Origin of the sequence: Streptomyces sp. NPDC052236, from assembly GCF_044548015.1 — a bacterium.
Classification (GTDB): Bacteria; Actinomycetota; Actinomycetes; order Streptomycetales; family Streptomycetaceae; genus Streptomyces.
This window is the reverse complement of record NZ_JBIUBL010000004.1, coordinates 24,399-48,234: the sequence shown is the minus strand read 5'-3', so window position 1 is coordinate 48,234 and position 23,836 is coordinate 24,399. Positions and strand designations below refer to the sequence as shown.

The window sequence follows — 23,836 nt, the reverse complement described above, 5'->3', positions numbered from 1 at the left end:
CCGCTTACGCTTCGGTCGGCGGCGAAGCGGCACTCAGGAGGGACTCCCCATGCCCAGGACGACACAACTGCGCACCTTTACCGTCCAAGAAGGCTTGCTCGACGAGTGGGTGGAGCGGTGGCGGTCAGACATCGTGCCGCTGCGGCTGGAGTTGGGCTTCACGATCGATGGTGCCTGGGTCGACCGCGAGGCGATTTTCGAGTCGGGCAAGCTGCCGACCGGTGCGGCGCTGCCCGGCGAGCGGGCAATGACGGAGATCTACAGCGTGAGCATCGGCACGGCACGTCGGGCGCTGCGTGAACTCCGGGAGCGCGGGTTGGTGGCGACCCTGCCGCACAAGGGCACGTTTGTGATCTACGCGCCGCCCGCCGCGAGCGGCGATGAGCGGTAGCTGCGCGGCAGCCCAAACGTAACCGCAGCGCCGCTGGCAAGGACTCGCCACTCTCAGATCAAACTCTTGTCGCCATATGAAGCCATGTGGGTACATGGGGTGGTGTACGGCTCCGGGGGGACGGAGTCGCGCGGATCTACGGGGGTGATCTGCCGTGGTAGGGGTGATTCTGCCTCTGGACGTTTCACGAGCGGTTACGCACGCGCATGCCCGGGCGGCTCCTCGGGAGCAGGATTCCCCGCCGGTGCTGCTGGAGGCGACAGGGCAGCCTGTCGAGGGTGCGGCGCAGGTGCGGGCCACCCTCACCCGGCTCGTTCGCTCTGCCCGGCGTGAGCTCCTCAGCTTTGACGATCCCGGCGGCGCTCTCGGGCACGGCATTCCGGAGCCGTTCCTGGAATTCGCCGGCTCCTGCGTGCGTACGGCCGCCGAGCAGACTCCGACCGTACGGCGGATCGCTCCCCGGCAGGGGCTGACGCATCTCTCGGCGCCCTGGCTGCTGCCCGGCGCGGCGCGGGTGACGGACTCGATTCCGTTCAAGATGGTCATCGCCGACCGTACGGTCGCGGCGGTGCCGATCGACCTCGATCTGCACCACAACGGCGTGCTGCTGATCCGTAACCCCGTCATCGTCCGGGCGCTGGTCCGCGCGCACCGGTGCTGGTGGGGTACCGGCGAAGACCTCACCGCGCCCGTCATACCCGGTGCCTTACCCGTTCATCTCCGGCCGGTCCTTCAGGCCCTGCTGGCCGGGCTCACGGACGAAGCGGCCTCGACCAGGCTCGGCATGTCGGGGCGTACCTACAGCCGGCGCGTCGGTGAGCTGCTCACCGCCCTCGGCACGACGAGCCGCTTCCGGGCGGGAGCGGAAGCGGCTCGTCGGGGGTGGGTGTAGCGGGGTAGGTGGGCCAACTTCTAGGACACGATGTCCTTGCGGGAGAAGTTGCGGAACGCGAGCGCGAACAGCACCAGGGCGTACGTCACCGAGACCGCCGCGCCCTTCACCATGCCGGTCCACTCCAGCTGTGGCTGCAGCGCATCGATCCACGCGAACTGCCAGTGCGCGGGCAGCACCTCCCGCCACGAGCCGAGCGCCGTGACCGCGTCCAGCACGTTGCCCACGATCGTCAGGCCGACCGCGCCGCCGACCGCGCCCAGCGGCGCGTCCGTCTTGGTGGAGAGCCAGAATGCCAGTCCCGCCGTGACCAGTTGGGAGAGGAAGATGAATCCCACGACGAGCGCCAGACGCGGCAGCGTCTCGGCGGAGGCCAGGGAGCCGCCCGTGGGCAGTTCCAGCGGGCCCCAGCCGTACGCCGTCGTGCCCACCGCCAGGGCGACCAGCGGCAGCAGCACCATCGCCGCCGCGCTGAAGCCGAGCGCCACCGCCAGCTTGGACCACAGCAGCCGGGAGCGCGGGACAGGGGCCGCCAGCAGATAGCGCAGGGACGACCAGCTCGCCTCCGAGGCCACCGTGTCCCCGCAGAACAGCGCCACCGGCACCACCAGCAGGAAGCCCGCCGAGGCGAACAGACAGGTGGCGGCGAAGTTGGCGCCCGACGCGGTGGCCGTGTCCATCAGGTTCACCCGGCCGCCGCCGTTGTCGCCGCCGTCCGGGGTGCCGCCGATCGCGAAGGCGATGACCAGTACGAGAGGCAGCGCCGCCAGTATCCCGGCCATCACCAGCGTCCGCCTGCGCTTCAGCTGACGTACCGCTTCGACACGCAACGGCAGGGTGTGCCGTGCCCGGTAGCCCGGGGCCGATTCCGTTTCCATCAGCGTGCTCATGCGGATCCTCCGATCAGGGTGAGGAAGGCATCCTCCAGGCGTCTGTGCGGACCGACGCCCGTCAACGGCACGTCCAGGCGGACGAGTTCGGCGATCATCTCGGTGGCGGTGGACCCGTCGAGCTGTACGAGCAGGCCCTCGTCCGTACGGGACGCGGCGCCGATGCCCGGTAGCGCGGCGATCTTCTCGATCAGCGGCTCCGGCACCTCCTCGGCGGTGGTGACGAGGAGCGTGTCGCTCTCGCCGGTGATCTCCGCGACCAGTCCTGCCTGCTTCAGCTGTCCGCGGTCCATGACCACCAGGTGGGTGCAGGTCTGCTCGACCTCCGAGAGGAGGTGGCTGGAGACGATGACGGTCCGGCCGCCGGCCGCGTACCGGATCATCACGTCTCGCATCTCGCGGATCTGCGGCGGGTCGAGTCCGTTCGTCGGCTCGTCCAGGATGAGCAGATCCGGCATGCCGAGCATGGCCTGCGCGATGGCGAGACGCTGCCGCATGCCCTGCGAGTAGGTGCGTACGGCTCGGGAGAGGGCGTCGCCGAGTCCGGCGATCTCCAGGGCCTCTTCGAGCTGCGCGTCAGTCGCGGGGCGGCCGGTGGCGGCCCAGTACAGCTCCAGGTTCTCGCGTCCCGACAGGTGCGGGAGGAAGCCCGCGCCCTCAACGAACGCGCCGACCCGGGAGAGGACCGGTGCGCCGGGCCGGATGGCGTGGCCGAAGACGCGGATCTCGCCGTCGTCGGGCCGGATGAGTCCCATCAGCATGCGCAGGGTGGTGGTCTTGCCCGCGCCGTTGGGGCCGAGAAGGCCGAGCACCTGGCCCTTCTCGACGCGGAAGGACAGGTCCCGTACGGCGTACCGGTCGGCGGACTTGGCGTACCGCTTGGTCAGGCCGGTGATCTGCAGGGGTACGTCGGCGAGCTCGGGGTCGGCCGGAGGAGCGGCCACCCGGCGGCGCGCGGTGAGCAGCAGGGCCGCCGCCAGCAGCGCGCCCCCGGCCGGGAGTGCCCAGGTCCACCAGGGCAGTCCCGCGGCCTGGGTCTTCACGGCGGGCGCGGTGGGCACGGTCAGCGTGCCGGCGCCGTTTCCGGTGGAGAGGAGTTCGACGGTGTACGCGGCGGGGGCGGCCGGAGACGCGTAGGCGAGGTCGGTCGCGGAGAGCACCAGCCGCAGCCGGTGCCCGGCGTCCACCTCGTGGTCCACGGCAGGCAGGGTCAGCTCCACGTCCTTGCCCTGCTTGGCGCCCTCGACCCGGACCGGGGCGACGAGCTGGGAGGGCAGCACCTGCTGGCGGCCGTCGGGCCCGACGTCGTACACCTTCCCGAACAGGACCGCCTCGCCGCTGTCCGAGGTCACCCGGAGTTTGACGGTCGGGGAGCCGGTGATCCGCAGCGAACGGTCGAGCGGGGCCGACTCGAAGCGCGCGTACTGGCCGGGAAAGTCGAGGGAGAGTCCGACGCCGAGGGAGGAGAGCTGGGAGAGCCCGCCGCTGAGGCCGGGGACGGCGGAGATGGCGGGCGGGTTGGCGCCGGCCGGGTTGGCGAAGGTCTGCTTGCGGCCGCTCAGGGGGATCGGCTGTGCGCCGCTCGCCAGCCCGGTGTAGCGGTCGCCGGTCGCGCCGCGCAGCAGCGCCTGCCCGTCGGTGGAGTCGACGCCTCCGGTACGGCTGACACGGAACGCGGGCCCGGTGTCCGTGCCCTTGTCCTCCTTCAGATACCGGTTGAACCAGTCGCTGATCCGGCCCTCGACGCGGGCGGTCTCCCGGTCCCCGCCGTCGTGGCCGCCCGCGATCCAGTCGACCGAGACGGGCGCGCCATTGGCGCTGATCTGCTTCGCCATGGCGTCGGCCTGGTCGAGCGGGAAGAGCGAGTCCGACTGGCCCTGCACGATGAGCGTGGGCACCTTGATGCGGTCGCCGAAGGCGGAGGGGCTGCGGGCTTCGAGGAGCGCACGGGCGGCGGCGTCGGGCTTTCCGGTGACGGCGACCCGCTCGTACATAGTGCAGAGCACGGGCTGGAAACGACCGCAGCCGGTCGGCGCGGCCGGGGTCGCGGTCGGAGTCGGGGTCGTGGGAGTGGCCTCCTGGCCGGTGCCCTCGCCCCCCACCGAAGTCGTCGAGCCGGTGGAGAAGAAGATCCCTGCCCAGAGCTTCTTGAAGACATCGTTCGGGAAGAGCGCGTCGGCGATGTTCCAGTACGTGATCGCCGGCGCGATCGCGTCGACCCGCTTGTCGTATCCGGCGGCGAGGAGCGAGACCGCCCCGCCGTAGGACGCGCCGGTGACCCCGACGCGCGGGTCGCCGTCCGCGTCCAGCCGCACCTCGGGCCGCTTCGCCAGCCAGTCGATCAGCCGCGTGACGTCCTTGACCTCATAGTCCGGGTCATTGAGCCCGATCTTCCCGGTCGACTCGCCGAAACCGCGGGCGGACCAGGTCAGCACGGCGTACCCGTCGCGGGCCAGCTTCTCGGCCTGCGCGCGTACATCGTTCTTGCTGCCGCCGAAGCCGTGCCCGAGGAGGACGGCGGGCCGCCGTTTTTCCTTGCTGCCCGTCGTGAAGTACGAGGTGTCGATCTTCGCCCCGGGCAGCTCCTGCACCCGGTCCTCGCGGTGCACAGTCGGTGCGCTGTCGTCAGCGACCGCGGTCCAGGTGCCCGCGCCGGCGAGGACGGCAAAGGCGGCGACGCCTGTGAGCCATCGGCCGCGCGGCCGGGGAAGTCGGATCTGCATACGTGAAACCCTAAGCGGATGAGCTGTGCCCTCTCGGCTGCCGCCAGGCGGAACTCACGAGCCTCCGCAGGTAGTACGCAGTAGGGTCTGCGTACACCAGACGCGGTATGCACCGCTGTGGGAGGGGCTCGAATGGAAATCCGGCGCGCGACGACCGTGACCGAACTCACCGCCGCCGAGCACCTCTACGACGGCCCTGCGCGGCCGGAGTGGGCCGAGCGTTTCCTTGCCGCGCCGGGACATCTGATGCTGATCGCGTACGTCGACGGCGGCCCTGTCGGGATGGTCTCGGGCATCGAGATGCTCCACCCCGACAAGGGCACGGAGCTGTGCCTGTACGAGCTGTCGGTGGACGAGGCGTACCGCAGGCGCGGCATCGGGCGGGCGCTGACGGAGGCACTGCGCGAGGCGGCGCTGGAGCGGGGCTGCTACGACATGTGGGTCGGCGTGGACACGGACAACGACGCGGCGCTGGCGACGTACCGGTCGGCGGGGGCGCAGGAGGACGGGGTGTTCCGCATGCTGACCTGGGAGTTCCCGGTGACGGCCGCGGCGACGGTGACGGCGGCTACGACGGCGACTACGACGCCGGATTCGTAGGGCCGGACCAGGTGGCGGTCACCAGCCAGAGGCGGGCGGTGAGCCGTACGCCGCCGGTTCGCGAACGCGGCCAGTGCCTGCCCTCGTAGCCGTTCCAGGGCGCGGCCTGATGGGTATTCACCAACTGGTCGTCGTCTGTCATGCGATACATGGTGGCCTCCACTCGCATCACACGTCACACGCCACCGCTTCACCGCGTCAGGCGCGCCATGCACGACCGTACGTGTCCGTAATCCGGTCAACGAAAGGTCAAGGTGCACGAGATGAGAGCCACCCCCCGCCGCTTAGGGGCACTGATACCCGTAGTCGCCCTCGCGGCCGGTCTCCAGTTCGCCGCCACCCCCACAGCGCACAGCGCCCCCACCGGCGATCTACGTCTCGCCCCCACTGCAACCGCCGTACAGAACAGCTGGATCGTCGTCCTGAAGGACGGCACGACCAGCGCCTCCGAGCTGGGCGTCACGGCCCGGCACACCTACCGCAGCGCCCTCAAGGGCTTCTCCGCGACGATGTCCAAGGCGAAGGCGGCGCGTCTGGCCGCCGACGCGCGCGTGGCGTACGTGGAGCAGGACACCAAGGTCAGCCTCAGTGCCACCCAGACCAACGCGACCTGGGGCATCGACCGCGTCGACCAGCGGGATCTGCCGCTGTCGACGACGTACACGTACAACACCGACGCGGCGACGGTCAGCGCGTACATCATCGACACCGGAATCCGCACCACCCACAGCGAGTTCGGTGGCCGCGCGAGCGTGGGCACGGACACGGTGGGCGGCGGCCAGAACGGCCAGGACTGCCAGGGTCACGGCACCCATGTCGCGGGCACGGTCGGCGGCAAGACGTACGGCGTCGCCAAGGCGGTCAAGCTCGTCGCCGTACGGGTCCTGAACTGCCAGGGGTCCGGCACGACGGCCGGGGTCATCGCGGGCGTCGACTGGGTGACCGCCAACGCGGTGAAGCCTGCCGTGGCGAACATGAGCCTGGGCGGCGGGGCGAACACCTCGCTGGACAACGCGGTGAAGAGGTCCATCGCCTCGGGCGTCAGTTACGCGGTCGCCGCGGGCAACGGCAACGCCCTCGGCACGCCGCAGAACGCGTGCAACTACTCCCCGGCGCGGGTCCCCGAGGCGATCACGGTCGGCGCGACGGACAACACGGACCGGCGGGCGTCGTTCTCCAACTTCGGGACGTGCCTGGACCTGTTCGCGCCGGGCGTGAGCATCACATCGGCGTGGCGGACCAACGACACGGCGACGAACACGATCTCGGGCACGTCCATGGCCACCCCGCACACGGCGGGCGTCGCGGCGCTCTACCTGGCGACGAACGCCACGGCGACCCCGGCGCAGGTCCGGGACGCTCTGGTGAACAACGCGACCAACGGCAAGGTCCTGAATCCCGGGACCGGTTCCCCGAACAAGCTGCTGTACTCGCTGTTCTAGGCCGCTAGAAAAGATATGGGCGTTCCGCGGGCAGCAGCTTGCCCGCGGCGTCCAGTTCACCGTCCCGTACGAGGTCATGGATCTCGTGCGCCAGCGGGGTCACATCGGTGATCGAGACCGTCCACTCGTCGGCGTACCGGCGCGAGGCCTCGCCCGCCAGGCCCAGCTGGAGTGAGCGGTACGGAAGCGGGTTGAGGCGCAGATCGCGCTCGGGGTCCCACTGGACCCGGGCGGGAGCGCGCCTCAACTCCCGCTTCCACGCGTCGTGATCGGCGTGCAGATCGCTGTCGTAGTGCGAGAGACAGGCGTGCCGCAGCGCCCAGTCGAAGCCCTCGCGGGTGATCTCGACGGCCAGGACAGTCTCCTGATCCGCCTTCGATCCCCAGCCGCAGCGGTACATCATCCACAGGAACGAGGGCTTGATCCACGTCATACGGTCCCGCTTCCAGGCGACGGGAAAGGTCCCGTGCTGGGCGGCGGGCCGGCCGATGGCCGGTGCGTACGCCTGGTAGACGGTGACGGTGGAGTCGGTGTGGAGCGCCCGGATGCGGCGCGAAGGTTCCTGCATGGGAACAGGGTGCGGCCGAGCTCCCTGGCCGTGCCAGCCAATTACCCGCGACTACCTGGCCTGCGGCCCGTACGGGCCGCAGGCCGACAGCCGTCAGTGGTTGCGGGGGAAGCCCAGGTCCACGCCCGCCGGGGTTTCCGCCGGGTCCGGCCAGCGTGTCGTGACCACCTTGCCGCGGGTGTAGAAGTGCACCCCGTCGTTGCCGTAGATGTGGTGGTCGCCGAAGAGCGAGTCCTTCCAGCCGCCGAAGGAGTGGTAGCCCACCGGGACCGGGATCGGGACGTTCACGCCGACCATGCCCGCCTCGACCTCCAGCTGGAAGCGGCGCGCCGCGCCGCCGTCGCGGGTGAAGATCGCGGTGCCGTTGCCGTAGGGCGACGCGTTGATCAGGGCGACGCCGTCCTCGTACGTCTCCGTGCGCAGCACGCACAGCACCGGGCCGAAGATCTCGTCCCGGTAGGCGTCGGAGTCCGGTGAGACGCGGTCGAGGAGGGACAGGCCGATCCAGTGGCCGTCCTCGAAGCCGTCGACCGTGTGGCCCGTGCCGTCCAGGACGACCTCCGCGCCCTGGGCCGCCGCGCCCGTGACGTACGAGGCGACCTTGTCGCGGTGGGCTTTGGTGATCAGCGGGCCCATCTCGGACGCCGGGTCGTTGCCCGGGCCGATCGTGATCTTCTCGGCGCGCTCGCGGATCTTCTGGACCAGTTCGTCGGCGATGGAGCTGACCGCGACGACCGCGGAGATGGCCATGCAGCGCTCGCCCGCCGAGCCGTACGCCGCCGAGACCGCCGCGTCCGCCGCCGCGTCCAGGTCCGCGTCCGGGAGGACCAGCATGTGGTTCTTCGCGCCGCCGAGCGCCTGGACGCGCTTGTGGTTGGCGGAGGCGGTGGTGTGGATGTAGCGGGCGATCGGCGTGGAGCCGACGAAGGAGACCGCGGCGACATCCGGGTGGGCCAGCAGCGCGTCCACCGCGACCTTGTCGCCGTGGACCACGTTCAGTACGCCGTCGGGCAGCCCGGCCTCCGCGGCCAGCTCCGCGAGGAGGTTGGAGGCGGACGGGTCCTTCTCGCTCGGCTTCAGCACGAACGTGTTCCCGCAGGCGATCGCCAGCGGGAACATCCACATCGGCACCATCGCCGGGAAGTTGAACGGCGTGATGCCCGCGACGACGCCGACGGGCTGGCGGATCGAGGAGACGTCGACCCGGTTGGAGACCTGGGTGGACAGCTCACCCTTGAGCTGGGTGGTGATGCCGCAGGCCAGCTCTACGATCTCCAGGCCGCGGGCGACCTCGCCGAGCGCGTCGGAGTGGACCTTGCCGTGCTCGGCGGTGATCAGCGCGGCGATGTCGTCGCGGTGCGCGTCGAGGAGCGCGCGGTAGCGGAAGAGAATGCCGGTGCGCTGCGCGAGCGAGGACGTGCCCCAGGTCGCGTAGGCCTCGCGGGCCGCCGCGACCGCGGCGTCGACCTCCGCCGCCGACGCCAGCGCGACCTGAGTGGTGACGGCGCCGGTCGCGGGGTCGGTGACCGGGCCCCAGTTGCCCGACGCGCCCTCGACGGTCTTGCCACCGATCCAGTGGTTGACGGTCTTCATTTCGTGCTCCTTCGGGCTACTACAAAACTACAGAGCCAGAGCTACAGAGCCTTACAGATGGCGGCGTCGGGCTGCGGCTTGCCGGTCGTATTCCTTCCGGGCCTTGATCGCCGACGGGCGGGTCGCGGTCTCGGCCACGGGCACATCCCACCACGCCTGTGCCGGGGGTGCGCCCGACACAGTATCCGCCGTTTGGGTCTCGACATAGACGCAGGTGGGCACGTCCGCTTCACGCGCCACGGCGAGCGCTTCGTGCAGGTCACGCACCGTCTTGGCGCGGATCACGCGCATGCCGAGGGAGGCGGCGTTGGCGGCGAGGTCGACGGGGAGCGGGGCGCCGGTGTACGTACGGTCGGGGGCGCGGTAGCGGTACGCGGTGCCGAAGCGCTCCGCGCCCACCGACTCGGACAGGCCGCCGATCGAGGCGTATCCGTGGTTCTGGAGGATCACGACCTTGATGGGGATGTTCTCCTGGACGGCCGTGACGATTTCGGTGGGATTCATCAGATACGTACCATCGCCGACGAGGGCCCAGACCGGTCGGCCCGGCGCGGCCATCGCGACGCCGATGGCCGCCGGGATCTCGTATCCCATGCAGGAGTAGCCGTACTCGACGTGGTACTGGTCGGCGGAGCGCGCCCGCCACAGCTTGTGGAGGTCGCCGGGGAGCGAGCCCGCGGCGTTGATCAGGATGTCGTCGCCGGTGACCAGCGCGTCGAGCGCGCCGAGCACCTGGGGCTGGGTGGGGTGCGTATCGGGGTCATCGGCCTCGAACGCGGCGTCGACGCGGTACTCCCAGCGCTCCTTGTCGTCGGCGCACTCCGTCTCGTAGGCGGGCTCGACGCGGAAGCGGGGGCCCAGCGCGCCGGCGAGTTCGCCGAGGGCGGTGCGGGCGTCCGCGATCAGGGAGATACCGGCCATCTTGTGGGCATCGAAGGAGGTGATGTTGAGGTTGAGGAAACGGACGGCGGGGTTCTGGAAGAGCGTCGAGGAGGCGGTGGTGAAGTCGGACCAGCGGGTGCCGACCCCGATCACCAGGTCCGCCGTACGGGCCAGCTCATCGGCGGTGGCGGTGCCGGTGTGGCCGATGCCGCCGACGTCGCAGGGGTGATCGTGGGGCAGCGATCCCTTGCCCGCCTGGGTGGAGGCGACCGGGATGCCGGTGGCGTCGGCGAAGGCGTGCAGCGCTTCTTCGGCCTCGCTGTGGTGGACGCCGCCGCCGACGACGATCAGGGGGCGGCGGGCGGCGCTGAGCGCGCGGCGGGCCGCGTCCAGGGCGTCCAGATCGGGCCGCGGGCGGGCCACCTGCCAGACGCGCTCGGCGAAGAAGTCCTCCGGCCAGTCGTACGCCTCGACCTGCACATCCTGGGGGAGCGCCAGGGTGACCGCGCCCGTCTCGGCGGGGTCGGCGAGCACGCGCATGGCCTGGAGGGCCGCCGGGATCAGCGCTTCGGGGCGGGTGACGCGGTCGAAGTAGCGCGATACGGGGCGCAGGGCGTCGTTGACGGACACATCGCCCGCGTACGGAACTTCCAGCTGCTGGAGGACGGGGTCGGCGGGGCGGGTCGCGAACGTGTCGCCGGGAAGCAGCAGGACGGGCAGCCGGTTGATGGTGGCGAGGGCGGCGCCGGTGACGAGGTTGGTCGCGCCGGGGCCGATGGAGGTGGTGACGGCGTGCGCGGAGAGGCGGCGGGACTGGCGGGCGTAGCCGACGGCGGCGTGGACCATGGCCTGTTCGCTGCGGCCCTGGATGTACGGCATGAGGGGGGCGGAAGGCCCTTCCCCCATCGGCTCGGTGGTGCCGCACTCCAGGAGCGCCTGGCCGAGGCCCGCCACATTGCCGTGGCCGAAGATGCCCCAGGTGGCGCTGATCAGGCGGTGCCGGCGGCCGTCGCGCTCGGTGTACTGGCGGGCGAGGAAGGCGACGAGCGCCTGGGCGACGGTGAGGCTGCGCGTACTGCTCATCGGGTTTCCTTCTCGGCTGCGGCGACGGTTGCCGTACCGGCACCTGCTGGGGCCTCGTACAGGGGCAGCCGGGGGTCGACTGGCTGCGTCGGCCAGGTCTCGCGGATCCAGCCGTGGTCGGGATGGTCGCGGATCAGCCACTCCCGGGTCGCACCAGGGCCCGCCATGACGTTGAGGTAGTACATGTCCCGGCCGGGGGCGGCGATGGACGGGCCGTGCCAGCCGTCGGGGATGAGGACGGCGTCGCCCGTACGGACCTCGGCGAGAACGTCCGTACCGCCGGGCTTCGACGGGGAGACCCGGTGGTAGCCCAGCCCGCCGGGGCCGTCGATCTCGAAGTAGTAGATCTCCTCAAGCTCGGACTCGGTGCCGGGGCGGTGCTCGTCGTGCTTGTGCGGTGGGTACGAGGACCAGTTGCCGCCGGGGGTGAGCACTTCGACGGCGATGAGCTTGTCGCAGGGGAAGGTGTCGGCCGCGGCGAAGTTGTTCACCTGGCGCGAGCAGTTGCCCGCGCCGCGCAGCTCGACCGGTACCTCCGGCGCGGGGCCGTAGCGGGCGGGGAGTCGTCGCTCGCACTTCGCTCCTGCCAGGGCGAAGCGGCCTCCCGCACCGGAGGCGATCTGTGCGTGGGCGTCGCGCGGTACATAGGCGAAGTCAGTCACGCCCTTGAATACGCTTTTCCTGCCCCGCAGTTCAAAGGTCCCGCCTTGAACACGCACCGTGCAGCCGCCGGTCAGCGGCAGCACGATCCACTCGCTGTCGCCCGCCGCGAAGGAGTGTGACCCGCCGGGCTCCAGCTCCAGTACGCGCAGGCTGGAGTAGCCCCAGCCTGCTTGCTCGGGGTCGACGCGCAGCGTGTACGGTCCGTCGGCCGCGCTGCCCGCCGGTACGTGTCGCTCCGGCACATGCCTCTGGTCGTCGTGGTCGCTCATGCCTTTTCCGTACCCCCTACAACAGTCCGACGGCCGTATCGACCGCTCCGGCGACATCCCCGTCGACCGGATAGAGCAGCGAGCGTCCCACTACCAGGCCCTGCACGGTGGGCAGTTGCAGCGCACCGCGCCATTTCTCGTACGCGCCGTGCTGGTCGTCCCCTATCTCGCCGCCGAGGATGACGGCCGGGAGGGTCGAGGTCTCCATGACGGCGGCCATGTCGTCGGGGTCCTCGGTCACGGGGACCTTCAGCCAGCTGTACGCGGAGGTCCCGCCCAGGCCGGAGGCGATGGCGATCGAGCGGGTGACGGCTTCGGCACTGAGATCGTTTCTGAGGTGGCCGTCGATCCGGTGACAGATGAACGGCTCGATGAAGACGGGCAGTTGACGCTCGGCCATTTCGTTGATGGCGTGGGCGGTGGCGTGCAGGGTGTCGAGGGAGCCGGGGTCCTGGTAGTCGACGCGCAGCAGGAGTTTGCCCGCGTCGAAACCCAGGCGGTGCAGGTCCTGGGCGCGGTGGCCGGTGAACCGGTCGTCCAGTTCGAAGGCGGCGCCCGCGAGGCCCCCGCGGTTCATCGAGCCCATGACGACCTTGTTCTCGAGGGCGCCGAGGAGGAGCAGGTCGTCGAGGATGTCGGCGGTGGCGAGGACGCCGTCGACGCCGGGGCGGGAGAGGGCGAGGCAGAGCCGCTCCAGCAGGTCGAGGCGGTTGGCCATGGCGAGGCGGCGGGTGCCTACGGCGAGGGAGCCGCGGGCGGGGTGGTCAGCCGCGACGATCATCAGCCGGCCGCTCTCACCCATGAGCCGGGGCCGCCGGTGGCGCCGGGCGGCGGCCTCGGCGACGGCCTCGGGGTGCCGGGTGCGGATCCTGACCAGCTCGCCGATGTCGACGCGGCTCACGACACGGCTCCGGGGGAGGCGGGTGAGCCGGACGGGGCGCTGGGCGCTTCGGACGGAGGGACCGGGACTGGGACCGGGGACGGCGGGACCGGGCCGCCCGCGAGGACCTGGTCGACCTCGGCGGCGTACGGCATCGCGCTGGAGCAGGCGAGCCGGGCGGCCACGATGGCTCCGGCGGCATTGGCGTACCGCATGACGCGCTCCAGCTCCCAGCCGGAAAGCAGACCGTGGCAGAGCGCCCCACCGAACGCGTCGCCCGCGCCGAGGCCGTTGACCACCTCGACCGGTACGGGCGGGACCTCGGCCTGTGTCCCGTCCCGGTGGACGGCGAGGACGCCCTTGGGGCCCTGCTTGACGACGGCGAGCTCGACCCCGGCGGCGAGCAGCGCACGGGCGGCGGCGTACGGCTCGCGCTCTCCGGTGGCGACCTCGCACTCGTCGAGGTTGCCGACGGCGACGGTGGCGTGTGCGAGGGCCTGGGTGTAGTACGGGCGGGCCTCGGCGGGGTCCGCCCAGAACATCGGCCGCCAGTCGAGGTCGAAGACCGTGACGCCGGACTGGTCCGGCTGGTCCCGGTGGGCGAGCGCGGCCAGCGTCGCACTGCGGCTCGGCTCCTCGCACAGCCCTGTGCCGGTCATCCAGAACATCCGGGTCTCACGGATGGCGTCCAGGTCCAGCTCCCGCGTATGGATCTCAAGGTCGGGCGCTTTCGGCTGCCGGTAGAAGTACAGCGGGAAGTCGTCCGGGGGGAAGATCTCACAGAACGTGACCGGGGTGGGATACGCGGCCACCGGCGTCACCCAGCGGTCGTCCACCCCGAACTCCCCCAGCGCCTGGTGGACGTAGTCACCGAAGGCGTCCTGACCGGTGCGGGTGATCACCGCCGTCCGCCGACCCAGCCGGGCGGCCGCCACCGCGACGTTCGTGGCCGAGCCGCCGAGGAACTTCCCGAAGGTGTCGACCTGCGCCAGCGGGACGCCCGTACGCAGCGGATAGAGGTCCACCCCGATCCGGCCCATCGTGATCACGTCGTACGGCTCAGGCATACGCGTCCCTTCGATTCGACGCCGGCAGACCCCAGGTCTAGTGCTCCTCCCGGAGCCCTGTCAACATTTTGTCCTGACATTCGGACGAAGACTTGACACCTTTCTTCGACGGCCTGAAAGCTGCTCCGCATGACGTCCTCCGTCCCCACCCTGAACCGCATCCGGGTCGGCTCGGCCCCTGACTCCTGGGGGGTGTGGTTCCCCGACGATGCCCAGCAGGTCCCCTGGCAGCGCTTCCTCGACGAGGTCGCCGCCGCCGGATACGAGTGGATCGAACTCGGCCCGTACGGCTACCTCCCGAGCGATGCCGCCCGCCTCACCGAGGAGACCGCCCGGCGCGGGCTGAAGGTCTCGGCCGGAACGGTTTTCACCGGGCTGCACCACGGGCCGGCGGTCTGGGACGAGACCTGGGCCCACGTCTCGGACATCGCGGCACTCACCCAGGCCATGGGCGCGGAACATCTCGTCGCCATCCCCTCCTTCTGGCGCGACGACAAGACCGGTCAGGTGCTGGAGGACCGCACTCTCACGCCGGCGCAGTGGCGTGAACTGACCGTCCAGACCGAGCGGCTGGGCCGCGAGGTGCGCGAGCGCTACGGGCTGAAACTCGTCGTCCATCCGCACGCCGACACCCATGTCGACAGCGAGGAGAACGTCAGCCGTTTCCTCGACGCCACCGATTCCGACCTGGTCTCGCTCTGCCTGGACACCGGGCACTACGCCTACTGCGGCGGCGACAGCGTCAAGCTGATCGAGACCTACGGGGAGCGGATCGGCTACCTCCACCTCAAGCAGGTGGACCCGGAGATCCTGGCCGAAGTGGTCGCGAACGAGGTGCCGTTCGGGCCGGCTGTGGGCCGCGGCGTTATGTGCGAGCCGCCGGCCGGGGTTCCCGCGCTGGAGCCCGTACTGACTGCGGCCCAGGCGCTCGGCGTCGAGCTCTTCGCCATCGTCGAGCAGGACATGTACCCCTGCCCGCCGGACAAACCCTTCCCGATCGCCCGGCGCACACGCCGTTTCCTGCGCTCTTGCGGTGCCTGACGCACACGCCACCTCCTTCGGTGTTGTGATCTTCTCGTTACGCATGTCTCCATTACGCGGATCTTCCGTCACAGGCGATCAACAGACCATCCCTCCGCTCACTCGGCGTCGTTCACCGAACGCAGGCTCAGTGATCGCCAATGCCCACGCGGCAGCCCCACCGCCGGCCCCCCGCGCCGACGATGCCGCGCACGCAGGGAGGTGCCACACAGAATGACGGACAGGAAACTCTGGTCCTACAAGGAGATCGCCGCGCACATCCGCGTACAGCCGGACACCGTCCGCTCGTACCGCAAGCACGGCCTCCTTCCGCCGCCCGACCATGTGGAGGCCGGAAAGCCCTACTGGTACGCGGACACGGTCCGCATCTGGGTGGCCAACCGTCCCAGGAACAGAGGCCACAGGGACTGATCCTGTGAGCTCCCCCGAGCCCCGCACTCCTCCAGTGCGGGGCTCAGTCCTCTGGACCCGATTGCCGGCGCGTCAGGTCCTGACCTTGCCCCGCGTGGGTGGCACGGATGCCTCTTCCGACCCGGACCCGGACCCGGCATCCGGTCCGGGCCGCGGTATCTCTCCCTCGCTCAGCCCGAACCGCTCGTGGAACCGGCGCAGCGGACCGGGGGCCCACCAGGTCGAGGCGCCCATCAGCTTCATCACCGACGGCACCAGCAGGCTGCGCACCACCATGGCGTCCATCAGCACAGCCAGCGCGATCCCGAGTCCGAGCATCTTGGTGTTGGTCACCCGCGAGGTGCCGATGCCCACCATCACCACCGCGAGGATCACCGCGGCCGCCGTGATCAGCCCGCCGGTGCGCCGGAGCCCGAACCGGACCGCGTGCTCATGGTCGCCGGTGCGGTCGTACTCCTCCTTGATCCGGGAGAGCAGGAAGACGCCGTAGTCCATGGAGAGCCCGAAGGCGATGCAGAACATCAGCACGGGCAGGGTCGTCTCTATGTCGCCCGTGGGGGTGAAGCCGAGCAGCCCGGACAGATTGCCGTCCTGGAAGACCCAGACCACCGCGCCGAACATCGCTGTCAGGCTCAGGGCATTGAGCACGACCGCCTGGATCGGGATCAGCACACTGCCGGTGAGCAGGAAGACCAGCAGCAGGGTCACCACGACGATGATGCCCAGCGCCAGGGGCAGCTGGTCCGCGATGGCGGACTTGGAGTCCTCCAGCACGGCCGCCTTGCCCGTCACCGAAGTATCGAAGGGGGCCGGTATGTCGCGCAGGTCGTGAACCAGCCGCTGGGCTCCCTCCCCCACGGCCTCGCCCTCGGGCTGCACCGTGAAGTAGGCGGAGCCGCCCGAGGTGACCGGTCCGTCGACCCGCAGCACGCCTGGGAGGGCGGAGATGCGGTCGCGGTAGTCGGCGTACGCCGCGGGAGTCGTCGCCGACCCGGTGGAGGCGGCGAACACCTCCAGGGCGCCGTCCGGGCTTCCGGGGAAGCCGTCCCGTATCTGCTGCTGGACCACATGGGACTCGGCGGTCGACGGCAGCTGTCGGTCGTCGGGCGTACCGAACTTCACGCCCAGGAAGGGCAGTCCGAGCAGCACCAGCGCGGCGACGGTGCCGAAGGCGAAGAGCGGCGCCCTGCGCATCACCAGGTCGGCGAGCCGCGCCCATCCGGCACCCGCCTCCTCCACGGACGGTGCGGCGCTCCCGTCGGGCGACGCGCCCTGGCCCGACGACGCATCCCGGTCGGACGACGCGCCCTTGCCCCGCCTGCGGCGGAAGAGGCGGCGCAGGTCAAGCGCGTTGACCCGGTGGCCCAGCAGCATCAGCGCGGCCGGCAGCAGGATCAGCGCGGCAGCCGCCGCCAGCAGCACCACCGCGATACCGGCATAGGCGAAGGAGCGCAGGAAGTACTGGGGGAAGACCAGCATCGCGGCCAGCGACACGGCCACGGTCAGCGCGGAGAAGAGCACCGTCCGGCCGGCGGTCCGCAGGGTGATGCCCACCGCCTCGCGCACCTCGGCCCCCGCGTCCAGCTCCTCCCGGAATCTGCGCACGATGAACAGGGCGTAGTCGATGGCGAGTCCGAGCCCCAGGGCCGTGGTGAGGTTCTGCGCGAAGACGGAGACGTCGGTGAACTCGGTGATGGCGCGCAGTATGGCGTTCGTGCCCAGGATGGCGACGATGCCGACGCCCAGCGGCAGCAGTGCCGCGACCGCGCTGCCGAAGATCATCACCAGCAGCACCAGCGTCACCGGCAGAGCGATCAGCTCTGCCCGCAGCAGGTCCTCCTGGATGGTGGTCGTCATCTCGTCCTGCACGGCGAGGGGGCCACCCAATGAGACCTCCACCGGGCCGTGCGTCCCCCGGAAGTCGGGCGCTATCCGCTTCAGCACCTCGGCCGCGGCCTTCTCGTCGCCCTCGATCCGGGCGGCGATGAGCGCCTGCCGCCCGTCCTCGGCGCGCAGCGCGGGGGAGCGCGTCTGCCAGTACGAGCCGACGCCCACGACATCCTTCTCGGCGGCGAGCCGCTCGCTGAGCCGCCGCGCCTCGGCGGCGACCGCCGGCGCGTCCACGCTTGCGCGCCCGCTGTCCACGAGCAGCAGCAGATTCGGCTGGGAGGCGGGGAACTCCCGCTCCAGCGCCTCTGTCGCGTAGCTCGACTCTGCGCCCGGGTCGTCCCAGCCGCCGCTCCCCATGCGGTCGGCGACCCCGCTGCCCGCGAACACGGCGAGCGCGGTGAGGACCAGGGCCGCCAGCAGCGAGAGGCCTGGCCGTCCGGTAACGAGCCGGGTCCAGCGCCCGAGCGCGGGCGGGCTGTTGACTTCGGACATGGTGCGGTGTCCCCTTCACCGTGGCCCATACACCCGATTCACGACAGGCGCCATGGGTCGACCATCGCCATAGAATGGCAAACACGAGCTGTCACTCGCATTACCCAAGAATGCGAGCGACCACTCGTGTTTGTCAACCACGCCAGGAAAGCTGGGGATTTCACGTGCCGGAGCCGACGAAGCCGCAGCCGACCGGGGCCACCGGCAAGCCCGGAAGCAGTGCCGCCAAGCCGCCCCCACGGCGGCGGCAGGCCCGCGGAGAGCGACGCATCGCCCAGTTGCTCGACGCCGCGGCGAACGTCTTCTGCGCCACCGGCTACACCGCCGCCAGCACCAACGCCATCGCCCGCGAGGCCGGCGTCTCCCCCGGCACCCTCTACCAGTTCTTCCCGAACAAGGAGGCCATCGCCGTCGAGCTCGGCGACCGGCTGATGGACCGGTGGCGCGAGTCCCACGGCCTCACCGCCGCCAACCTCCACCTTCCGCTCGACCAGCTGCTGGACGCGGTCCTCGATCCGCTGATCGCCTTCAACGAGGAGAACCCGGCCTTCGCCGTCCTCATGCACGGCCCCGACACTCCCGGCCGGATCGCCCAGGAGTTCGCCAACCTGCACATGGGACTGCTCTCGCGGATCGAGGAGGCACTTGCGAGCTACCTCCCCGACACCCCGCCCGCCGAACTCACCCGCATCGCGACCATGACCTTCTCGATCTTCAAAGCCGGACTGGACCAGATCCTCTCCCACCAAGGCACGGAACGGCAGGCGTACGCCGCGGAGCTGAAGAAGGTCATGTTCCGCTACCTGGAACCGATCGTCTGCGAAGCCGAGCTCCCAACTGGTACCCCCTAGGGGTATAGTATGAGGCGTGCTGGGGAGCCACGGCAGTCCCATGACCCTCCGGCGCATCAATGACCTCGTACGCATTACCCCCTCGAAGAGGAGAACGCCATGACCGCCGAGACAAGGCCCGAGATCCAGACCCTGACCGCGACCGCGACCGAGGCCTCTCAGGCGACCGGCTCCTGCTGCTCTCCTACCGGTTCCTGCCACGACGGCGCGGCCGACGCGAAGGCAGCCGGCGTCACCACCGAATACCAGGTCACCGGCATGACCTGTGGTCACTGCGAAGGCGCCGTATCCGGTGAGATCTCCGAGCTGCCGGGCGTCACCTCCGTCAAGGCCGTCGCCTCCACCGGCCGGGTGACCGTGGTTTCCGAGGCCCCGCTCGACGAGGACGCCGTGCGCGCGGCCGTGGACGAGGCCGGCTACGAACTCGTCGGCCGCGCCTGAGCGTCCCGAACCCCGCGCTCCGCGCGTCGGCCACGATTGAGACCAAATCTTTTCCGAAGTGCTCGGCTAAAGCGTCACCACACCACCGACGACGGCATCGGGCCTGCTCAGCCCCGTGATCGCCGAATACGCCGCAGCCATTTCGTCCATATTTAGGGTAACCAGTGGCCGTTGCGCACGCTCCTTCGCGCGACTACAAGTGGGTCACAAGACCTTCACAAGGAGACCTAGATCACAGAATATTGGGGGTAACCATTCAGGCTCCTCGGGGGTCTAGATTGGCAATGCCGAGAACGTCTTGGGGGACGTTCATGGGATGTCTTGGGGGACGTCCCAGGCAAGCGTTGGCCGGGGCACGTGCCCGGGGAGCTTTGAGCGGCCCTCCCGTGCGTACGTACCCCGGCAGACCGCGTGCACGGCGTTCTGCGGCCCAGCAGACACCCGGCCGGATCCCGTGGGGGGAATCCGCTCCGGGGATATGGGAAGCGCCCCGTCTGCCGACCCGTGGGGGGATCGGCAGCGGGGCGCTTTCCGCTGATGTGGGCCGGCGGCTGTCGTTCAACTGCCGGGCAGCAGAACAACTGCCGGACAGCAGGCAGCCCCAGTCGGCCGTCGGACGAGTGCCAGACGGCCGCCGGGGCAGTCCCAGGTCGGGACCGGGGCGGGACCGAGTCGGTCTCAGGTAGGTCCCGAGTCGGTCAGCGTGCCTCGACCGGGACGAAGTCCCGCAGCACCTCGCCGGTGTAGATCTGGCGCGGGCGGCCGATACGCGAACCCGGCTCCTTGATCATCTCGTGCCACTGGGCGATCCAGCCGGGCAGCCGGCCGATCGCGAAGAGCACGGTGAACATCTCGGTCGGGAAGCCCATGGCCCGGTAGATCAGGCCCGTGTAGAAGTCCACGTTCGGGTAGAGGTTGCGCGAGACGAAGTACTCGTCGGAGAGCGCGTGCTCCTCCAGCTTGAGCGCGATGTCGAGCAGCTCGTCGGACTTGCCGAGCGCCGAGAGGACATCGTGCGCCGCCGCCTTGATGATCTTCGCCCGGGGGTCGAAGCTCTTGTAGACGCGGTGGCCGAAGCCCATCAGCCGGACGCCGTCCTCCTTGTTCTTCACCTTGCGGATGAAGGAGTCGACGTCGCCGCCGTTGGCCTGGATGCCTTCGAGCATCTCCAGCACCGACTGGTTGGCGCCACCGTGCAGCGGACCCCAGAGGGCGCTGATACCGGCGGAGATCGAGGCGAACATGTTCGCCTGCGAGGAGCCGACCAGCCGCACGGTGGAGGTCGAGCAGTTCTGCTCGTGGTCCGCGTGCAGGATCAGCAGCTTGTCGAGCGCCGCCACCACGACCGGGTCCAGGTCGTACTCCTGCGCCGGGACCGAGAAAGTCATCCGCAGGAAGTTCTCCACGTACCCGAGGTCATTGCGCGGGTAGACGAAGGGGTGGCCGATCGACTTCTTGTACGCGTACGCCGCGATCGTCGGCAGCTTGGCGAGCAGCCGGACCGTGGAGAGGTGGCGCTGCTTCTCGTCGAACGGGTTGTGGCTGTCCTGGTAGAACGTCGACAGCGCGCTGACCACGGAGGACAGCATCGCCATCGGGTGGGCGTCGCGCGGGAATCCGCCGAAGAACCGTTTGACGTCCTCATGCAGCAGTGTGTGCTGAGTGATCTCGCCCTTGAAGGCCGAAAGCTCGTCGACCGTCGGCAGTTCGCCGTTGATCAGCAGGTACGCCACCTCGACGAAGGTGGAGCGCTCGGCCAGCTGCTCGATCGGGTAGCCGCGGTAGCGCAGGATGCCCTGCTCGCCGTCGAGGTAGGTGATCGCGGATTTGTAGGCGGCAGTGTTGCCGTATCCACTGTCCAGGGTCACCAGACCGGTCTGGGCTCGGAGCTTCCCGATGTCGAAGCCCTGGTCGCCGACGGTGCTCTCGACCACCGGATAGGTGTGTTCACCGTCCGCGTACCGCAGTACTACAGAGTTGTCGCTCACGTCATCCCTCACCGACGTAGTGCCTCTTCTTCGAGGTGCCCTGACTGTCTCTCTACCATCCCCCACTTGGCTCAGGAGAGTGCACTCGGGGTCGACCATTGGGCCTATTCGCGGCACTCAGTGCCGCGAACCTGATTATCTTGCCCCGTTCGCCCTGCTTCCGGAAGCCGGGGTGGCGTTTCCCACCCTGTCAGCGGCCGGTCAGCGGCCGGTCAGCAGCCGACGCTCACGGCCGACTCAACCGCCCGCTCAGCCGCCGCTCAGCCGGTGGTCGAGGGCCGTAAAGCGCCTGCCTGCGGAAACGGTGCGCACTGCCTGTCCTATCGCCTTGCGGGAGCCGACCAGCACAACGAGCTTCTTGGCCCTGGTGACCGCCGTGTAGAGGAGGTTCCGCTGCAGCATCATCCACGCCCCGGTCGTGACCGGGATCACCACCGCCGGGTACTCGCTGCCCTGCGAGCGGTGAATCGTCACGGCGTACGCATGCGCCAGCTCGTCCAGCTCGTCGAAGTCGTACGGAACCTCCTCGTCCTCGTCCGTCAGCACCGTCAGCCGCTGATCGTCCAGCTGGAGCGAGGTGACCACGCCGACCGTGCCGTTGAAGACGCCGTTCTTTCCCTTCTCATAATTGTTGCGAATCTGAGTGACCTTGTCTCCGACGCGGAACACACGGCCCCCGAAACGCTTCTCGGGCACGTCCGGTCTGGCGGGCGTAATCGCCTGCTGGAGCAGGCCGTTGAGCGTCCCTGCGCCCGCCGGGCCGCGGTGCATGGGGGCGAGCACCTGAACATCCCGCCGCGGATCCAGTCCGAATTTGGCCGGAATCCGTCGCGCCGCGACATCCACGGTGAGCTTTCCCGCGTCCTCCGTCTCGTCCTCCACGAAGAGGAAGAAGTCGGAGAGACCCGAAGTGATCGGCTGGACTCCGGAGTTGATGCGGTGGGCGTTGGTGACGACACCGGACTGCTGGGCCTGCCGGAAGATCCGGGTCAGCCGGACGCTCGGCACCGGCCCGCCGTCCGCGAGAAGATCGCGCAGCACCTCACCCGCACCGACGCTCGGCAGCTGGTCCACATCCCCCACCAGCAGCAGATGCGCGCCGGGCGCCACCGCCTTGACCAGCTTGTTGGCAAGGAGCAGATCCAGCATGGACGCCTCGTCCACCACGACCAGGTCCGCATCGAGGGGGCGGTCCCGGTCGTACGCCGCGTCGCCGCCGGGTTTCAGTTCGAGCAGCCGGTGCACGGTGGAGGCCTCGGCGCCGGTGAGCTCGGAGAGCCGCTTGGCCGCGCGGCCGGTGGGGGCGGCGAGCACCACCTTCGCCTTCTTGGCGCGGGCCAGCTCCACGATGGAGCGGACTGTGAACGACTTGCCGCAACCCGGACCGCCCGTCAGGACCGCGACCTTGTTGGTGAGCGCGAGCCGGACCGCGGCCTGCTGCTCGGGCGCCAGCTCCGCGCCCGTACGCTCCGCGAGCCAGGCCAGCGCCTTGTCCCAGGCGACCTCCCGGAAGGCGGGCATACGGTCGTCCGCGGCCCGCAGCAGCCGCCCCAGCTGGGCGGCGAGGGAGAGCTCGGCCCGGTGGAACGGCACGAGGTAGACGGCGGTCACCGGCTCTCCGCCGTCCGGCGCGGGCACCTTCTCCCGTACGACCCCCTCCTCCTCGCCCGCGAGCTCGGCGAGGCACTCGATGACCAGTCCTGTGTCCACCTGGAGCAGCTTCACGGCGTCACTGATCAGCTGCTCCTCGGGCAGGAAGCAGTGCCCCTGGTCGGTGGACTGCGACAGGGCGTACTGCAGGCCCGCCTTGACGCGCTCCGGGCTGTCGTGCGGTATGCCGACCGCCTGGGCGATCTTGTCGGCGGTGAGGAAGCCGATGCCCCAGACGTCGGCCGCGAGGCGGTACGGCTGGTTCTTCACGACGGAGATCGAGCCGTCCCCGTACTTCTTGTAGATACGCACCGCGATGGAGGTCGAGACGCCGACACCCTGGAGGAAAATCATGACCTCCTTGATCGCCTTCTGCTCCTCCCAGGCGATACCGATCATCTTGGTCCGCTTCGGGCCCAGTCCGGGGACCTCGATAAGCTTCTTCGGCTGCTGCTCGATGATGTCGAGCGTGTCCACGCCGAAGTGCTCCACGATGCGCTCGGCGATGCGCGGGCCGATGCCCTTGATCAGGCCCGAGCCGAGATAGCGGCGTATGCCCTGGATCGTGGCCGGCAGGACCGTCGTGTAGTTCTCCACCGTGAACTGCTTGCCGTACTGCGGGTGGGAGGCCCAACGGCCCTCCATCCGCAGGGATTCGCCCGGCTGCGCGCCGAGCAGCGAGCCGACCACCGTGAGGAGATCGCCGCCGCGCCCGGTGTCGACCCGGGCGACGGTGTAGCCGTTCTCCTCATTGGCGTAGGTGATCCGCTCAAGGACTCCTTCGACCACCGCCATCGCCGGTGCCGGTGCCGCTGCCGTATTGGACATGATCCGACGCTACCGCTGACCTCCGACAGTGCGGGCACCCTGCGGATAACTTCGATGGCTCGGTCGTACGTCAAGCCGAAGCCTCCGACGCGCAGCTGCGCCACGACAGCAGCACACACGCACCCCGATCCCACGACCACCACCCCGACCAGCGACCACAGGCACACGCGTTCGCATCACCCCGGCAATACCGACAGCGGTTCAGGGCGCGGAGCGCCCTGAACCGGATGCGATTCCTCCCCGGCGTGAACGCCGGGGCCTCCTCGCAAGAAACAGGTGAATGCCTACACGTCTCAGACGG

The 23,836-nt window shown here is 69.9% G+C and carries 20 protein-coding genes; 8 read left to right on the top strand and 12 right to left on the bottom strand.

The window, feature by feature from the left end; genetic code table 11:
• Positions 1-49: 49 nt before the first annotated feature.
• Positions 50-391: a GntR family transcriptional regulator gene (locus ACIHCQ_RS09025; protein WP_399659313.1), complete on the top strand. Its 342-nt coding sequence runs from the start codon at positions 50-52 to the stop codon at positions 389-391.
• A 244-nt stretch (positions 392-635) separates the two neighbouring features.
• Positions 636-1,283 carry a DNA-binding response regulator gene (locus ACIHCQ_RS09020; protein WP_399659311.1) on the top strand — a complete coding sequence of 216 codons (648 nt, stop codon included), beginning with the start codon at positions 636-638 and terminating at the stop codon, positions 1,281-1,283.
• 20 nt (positions 1,284-1,303) lie between these two features.
• On the opposite strand, the gene ACIHCQ_RS09015 is transcribed toward ACIHCQ_RS09020, so the two are convergent.
• A complete protein-coding gene (locus ACIHCQ_RS09015) occupies positions 1,304-2,173 on the bottom strand; it encodes an ABC transporter permease (protein ID WP_399659308.1) in 870 nt (289 codons plus the stop codon).
• Positions 2,170-4,896, bottom strand: coding sequence for an alpha/beta fold hydrolase (locus ACIHCQ_RS09010; protein ID WP_399659306.1), 2,727 nt, complete (start codon positions 4,894-4,896; stop codon positions 2,170-2,172). Before ACIHCQ_RS09010 ends, ACIHCQ_RS09015 begins: the two co-directional genes overlap by 4 nt.
• Before the next feature lie 132 nt (positions 4,897-5,028).
• On the opposite strand from ACIHCQ_RS09010, the gene ACIHCQ_RS09005 reads away from it, so the two are divergent.
• Positions 5,029-5,496: a GNAT family N-acetyltransferase gene (locus ACIHCQ_RS09005; RefSeq protein WP_399659302.1), complete on the top strand. Its 468-nt coding sequence runs from the start codon at positions 5,029-5,031 to the stop codon at positions 5,494-5,496.
• Here ACIHCQ_RS09005 and ACIHCQ_RS09000 read toward each other — a convergent pair.
• Positions 5,477-5,638, bottom strand: a complete 162-nt coding sequence (locus tag ACIHCQ_RS09000; protein WP_399659299.1) for a hypothetical protein — start codon at positions 5,636-5,638, stop codon at positions 5,477-5,479. The genes ACIHCQ_RS09005 and ACIHCQ_RS09000 overlap by 20 nt on opposite strands.
• Before the next feature lie 112 nt (positions 5,639-5,750).
• Here ACIHCQ_RS09000 and ACIHCQ_RS08995 point away from each other — a divergent pair, with 112 nt between their 5' ends.
• The gene (locus ACIHCQ_RS08995; RefSeq protein ID WP_399659297.1) at positions 5,751-6,938 is read left to right on the top strand and encodes a S8 family peptidase; all 1,188 of its coding nucleotides are present in this window, start codon (positions 5,751-5,753) and stop codon (positions 6,936-6,938) included.
• A 4-nt stretch (positions 6,939-6,942) separates the two neighbouring features.
• Here the strand turns inward: ACIHCQ_RS08995 and ACIHCQ_RS08990 are convergent, their stop codons facing one another.
• The 6 genes from ACIHCQ_RS08990 to iolC all read right to left on the bottom strand — a co-directional run bounded on the left by ACIHCQ_RS08990 (position 6,943) and on the right by iolC (position 13,943).
• Positions 6,943-7,506 (bottom strand): DUF4291 domain-containing protein, encoded by a 564-nt coding sequence (locus ACIHCQ_RS08990; protein WP_399659295.1) that lies wholly within the window; start codon positions 7,504-7,506, stop codon positions 6,943-6,945.
• Positions 7,507-7,599: 93 nt separating this feature from the next.
• A complete protein-coding gene (gene mmsA / locus ACIHCQ_RS08985; protein WP_399659293.1) occupies positions 7,600-9,099 on the bottom strand; it encodes a CoA-acylating methylmalonate-semialdehyde dehydrogenase in 1,500 nt (499 codons plus the stop codon).
• A 51-nt stretch (positions 9,100-9,150) separates the two neighbouring features.
• The gene (gene iolD / locus ACIHCQ_RS08980; RefSeq protein WP_399659290.1) at positions 9,151-11,064 is read right to left on the bottom strand and encodes a 3D-(3,5/4)-trihydroxycyclohexane-1,2-dione acylhydrolase (decyclizing); all 1,914 of its coding nucleotides are present in this window, start codon (positions 11,062-11,064) and stop codon (positions 9,151-9,153) included.
• Positions 11,061-11,996, bottom strand: coding sequence for a 5-deoxy-glucuronate isomerase (gene iolB / locus ACIHCQ_RS08975; RefSeq protein WP_399659288.1), 936 nt, complete (start codon positions 11,994-11,996; stop codon positions 11,061-11,063). The genes iolD and iolB overlap by 4 nt, the downstream gene beginning before the upstream one ends.
• Before the next feature lie 16 nt (positions 11,997-12,012).
• On the bottom strand, positions 12,013-12,897 hold the full coding sequence (locus ACIHCQ_RS08970) for a deoxyribose-phosphate aldolase (RefSeq protein ID WP_399659285.1): 885 nt from the start codon (positions 12,895-12,897) through the stop codon (positions 12,013-12,015).
• Complete coding sequence (gene iolC / locus ACIHCQ_RS08965; RefSeq protein WP_399659282.1) at positions 12,894-13,943, bottom strand: 5-dehydro-2-deoxygluconokinase; 1,050 nt, start codon at positions 13,941-13,943, stop codon at positions 12,894-12,896. The genes ACIHCQ_RS08970 and iolC overlap by 4 nt, the downstream gene beginning before the upstream one ends.
• Positions 13,944-14,072: 129 nt before the next feature.
• Between iolC and ACIHCQ_RS08960 the strand changes: the two genes are divergently transcribed.
• Both ACIHCQ_RS08960 and ACIHCQ_RS08955 read left to right on the top strand, forming a co-directional pair.
• A complete protein-coding gene (locus ACIHCQ_RS08960; protein ID WP_399659279.1) occupies positions 14,073-14,984 on the top strand; it encodes a sugar phosphate isomerase/epimerase family protein in 912 nt (303 codons plus the stop codon).
• Between the two features lie 213 nt (positions 14,985-15,197).
• Complete coding sequence (locus ACIHCQ_RS08955; RefSeq protein ID WP_399659276.1) at positions 15,198-15,395, top strand: helix-turn-helix transcriptional regulator; 198 nt, start codon at positions 15,198-15,200, stop codon at positions 15,393-15,395.
• 72 nt (positions 15,396-15,467) lie between these two features.
• Here the strand turns inward: ACIHCQ_RS08955 and ACIHCQ_RS08950 are convergent, their stop codons facing one another.
• Complete coding sequence (locus tag ACIHCQ_RS08950) at positions 15,468-17,777, bottom strand: MMPL family transporter (RefSeq protein WP_399659273.1); 2,310 nt, start codon at positions 17,775-17,777, stop codon at positions 15,468-15,470.
• Between the two features lie 164 nt (positions 17,778-17,941).
• Here ACIHCQ_RS08950 and ACIHCQ_RS08945 point away from each other — a divergent pair, with 164 nt between their 5' ends.
• Complete coding sequence (locus ACIHCQ_RS08945; RefSeq protein WP_399659271.1) at positions 17,942-18,628, top strand: TetR/AcrR family transcriptional regulator; 687 nt, start codon at positions 17,942-17,944, stop codon at positions 18,626-18,628.
• A 99-nt stretch (positions 18,629-18,727) separates the two neighbouring features.
• Positions 18,728-19,069, top strand: coding sequence for a heavy-metal-associated domain-containing protein (locus ACIHCQ_RS08940; RefSeq protein WP_399659268.1), 342 nt, complete (start codon positions 18,728-18,730; stop codon positions 19,067-19,069).
• A gap of 698 nt (positions 19,070-19,767) precedes the next feature.
• On the opposite strand, the gene ACIHCQ_RS08935 is transcribed toward ACIHCQ_RS08940, so the two are convergent.
• Together ACIHCQ_RS08935 and ACIHCQ_RS08930 are read right to left on the bottom strand one after the other, a co-directional pair.
• On the bottom strand, positions 19,768-21,057 hold the full coding sequence (locus ACIHCQ_RS08935) for a citrate synthase (RefSeq protein WP_399659265.1): 1,290 nt from the start codon (positions 21,055-21,057) through the stop codon (positions 19,768-19,770).
• A gap of 249 nt (positions 21,058-21,306) precedes the next feature.
• The gene (locus tag ACIHCQ_RS08930) at positions 21,307-23,535 is read right to left on the bottom strand and encodes an ATP-dependent RecD-like DNA helicase (protein WP_399659262.1); all 2,229 of its coding nucleotides are present in this window, start codon (positions 23,533-23,535) and stop codon (positions 21,307-21,309) included.
• Positions 23,536-23,836: the final 301 nt, after the last annotated feature.

What these genes read in the sequence shown, in the direction of transcription:
- iolC (WP_399659282.1), bottom strand. Translation starts at nt 13,943, where the DNA reads ATGCCTGAGCCGTACGACGTGATCACGATGGGCCGGATCGGGGTGGAC.
- ACIHCQ_RS09015 (WP_399659308.1), bottom strand. Translation starts at nt 2,173, where the DNA reads ATGAGCACGCTGATGGAAACGGAATCGGCCCCGGGCTACCGGGCACGG.
- ACIHCQ_RS08940 (WP_399659268.1), top strand. Translation starts at nt 18,728, where the DNA reads ATGACCGCCGAGACAAGGCCCGAGATCCAGACCCTGACCGCGACCGCG.
- ACIHCQ_RS09010 (WP_399659306.1), bottom strand. Translation starts at nt 4,896, where the DNA reads ATGCAGATCCGACTTCCCCGGCCGCGCGGCCGATGGCTCACAGGCGTC.
- ACIHCQ_RS09005 (WP_399659302.1), top strand. Translation starts at nt 5,029, where the DNA reads ATGGAAATCCGGCGCGCGACGACCGTGACCGAACTCACCGCCGCCGAG.
- mmsA (WP_399659293.1), bottom strand. Translation starts at nt 9,099, where the DNA reads ATGAAGACCGTCAACCACTGGATCGGTGGCAAGACCGTCGAGGGCGCG.
- ACIHCQ_RS08955 (WP_399659276.1), top strand. Translation starts at nt 15,198, where the DNA reads ATGACGGACAGGAAACTCTGGTCCTACAAGGAGATCGCCGCGCACATC.
- ACIHCQ_RS09025 (WP_399659313.1), top strand. Translation starts at nt 50, where the DNA reads ATGCCCAGGACGACACAACTGCGCACCTTTACCGTCCAAGAAGGCTTG.
- ACIHCQ_RS08990 (WP_399659295.1), bottom strand. Translation starts at nt 7,506, where the DNA reads ATGCAGGAACCTTCGCGCCGCATCCGGGCGCTCCACACCGACTCCACC.
- ACIHCQ_RS09000 (WP_399659299.1), bottom strand. Translation starts at nt 5,638, where the DNA reads ATGACAGACGACGACCAGTTGGTGAATACCCATCAGGCCGCGCCCTGG.
- ACIHCQ_RS08930 (WP_399659262.1), bottom strand. Translation starts at nt 23,535, where the DNA reads ATGTCCAATACGGCAGCGGCACCGGCACCGGCGATGGCGGTGGTCGAA.
- ACIHCQ_RS08960 (WP_399659279.1), top strand. Translation starts at nt 14,073, where the DNA reads ATGACGTCCTCCGTCCCCACCCTGAACCGCATCCGGGTCGGCTCGGCC.
- iolD (WP_399659290.1), bottom strand. Translation starts at nt 11,064, where the DNA reads ATGAGCAGTACGCGCAGCCTCACCGTCGCCCAGGCGCTCGTCGCCTTC.
- ACIHCQ_RS08950 (WP_399659273.1), bottom strand. Translation starts at nt 17,777, where the DNA reads ATGTCCGAAGTCAACAGCCCGCCCGCGCTCGGGCGCTGGACCCGGCTC.
- iolB (WP_399659288.1), bottom strand. Translation starts at nt 11,996, where the DNA reads ATGAGCGACCACGACGACCAGAGGCATGTGCCGGAGCGACACGTACCG.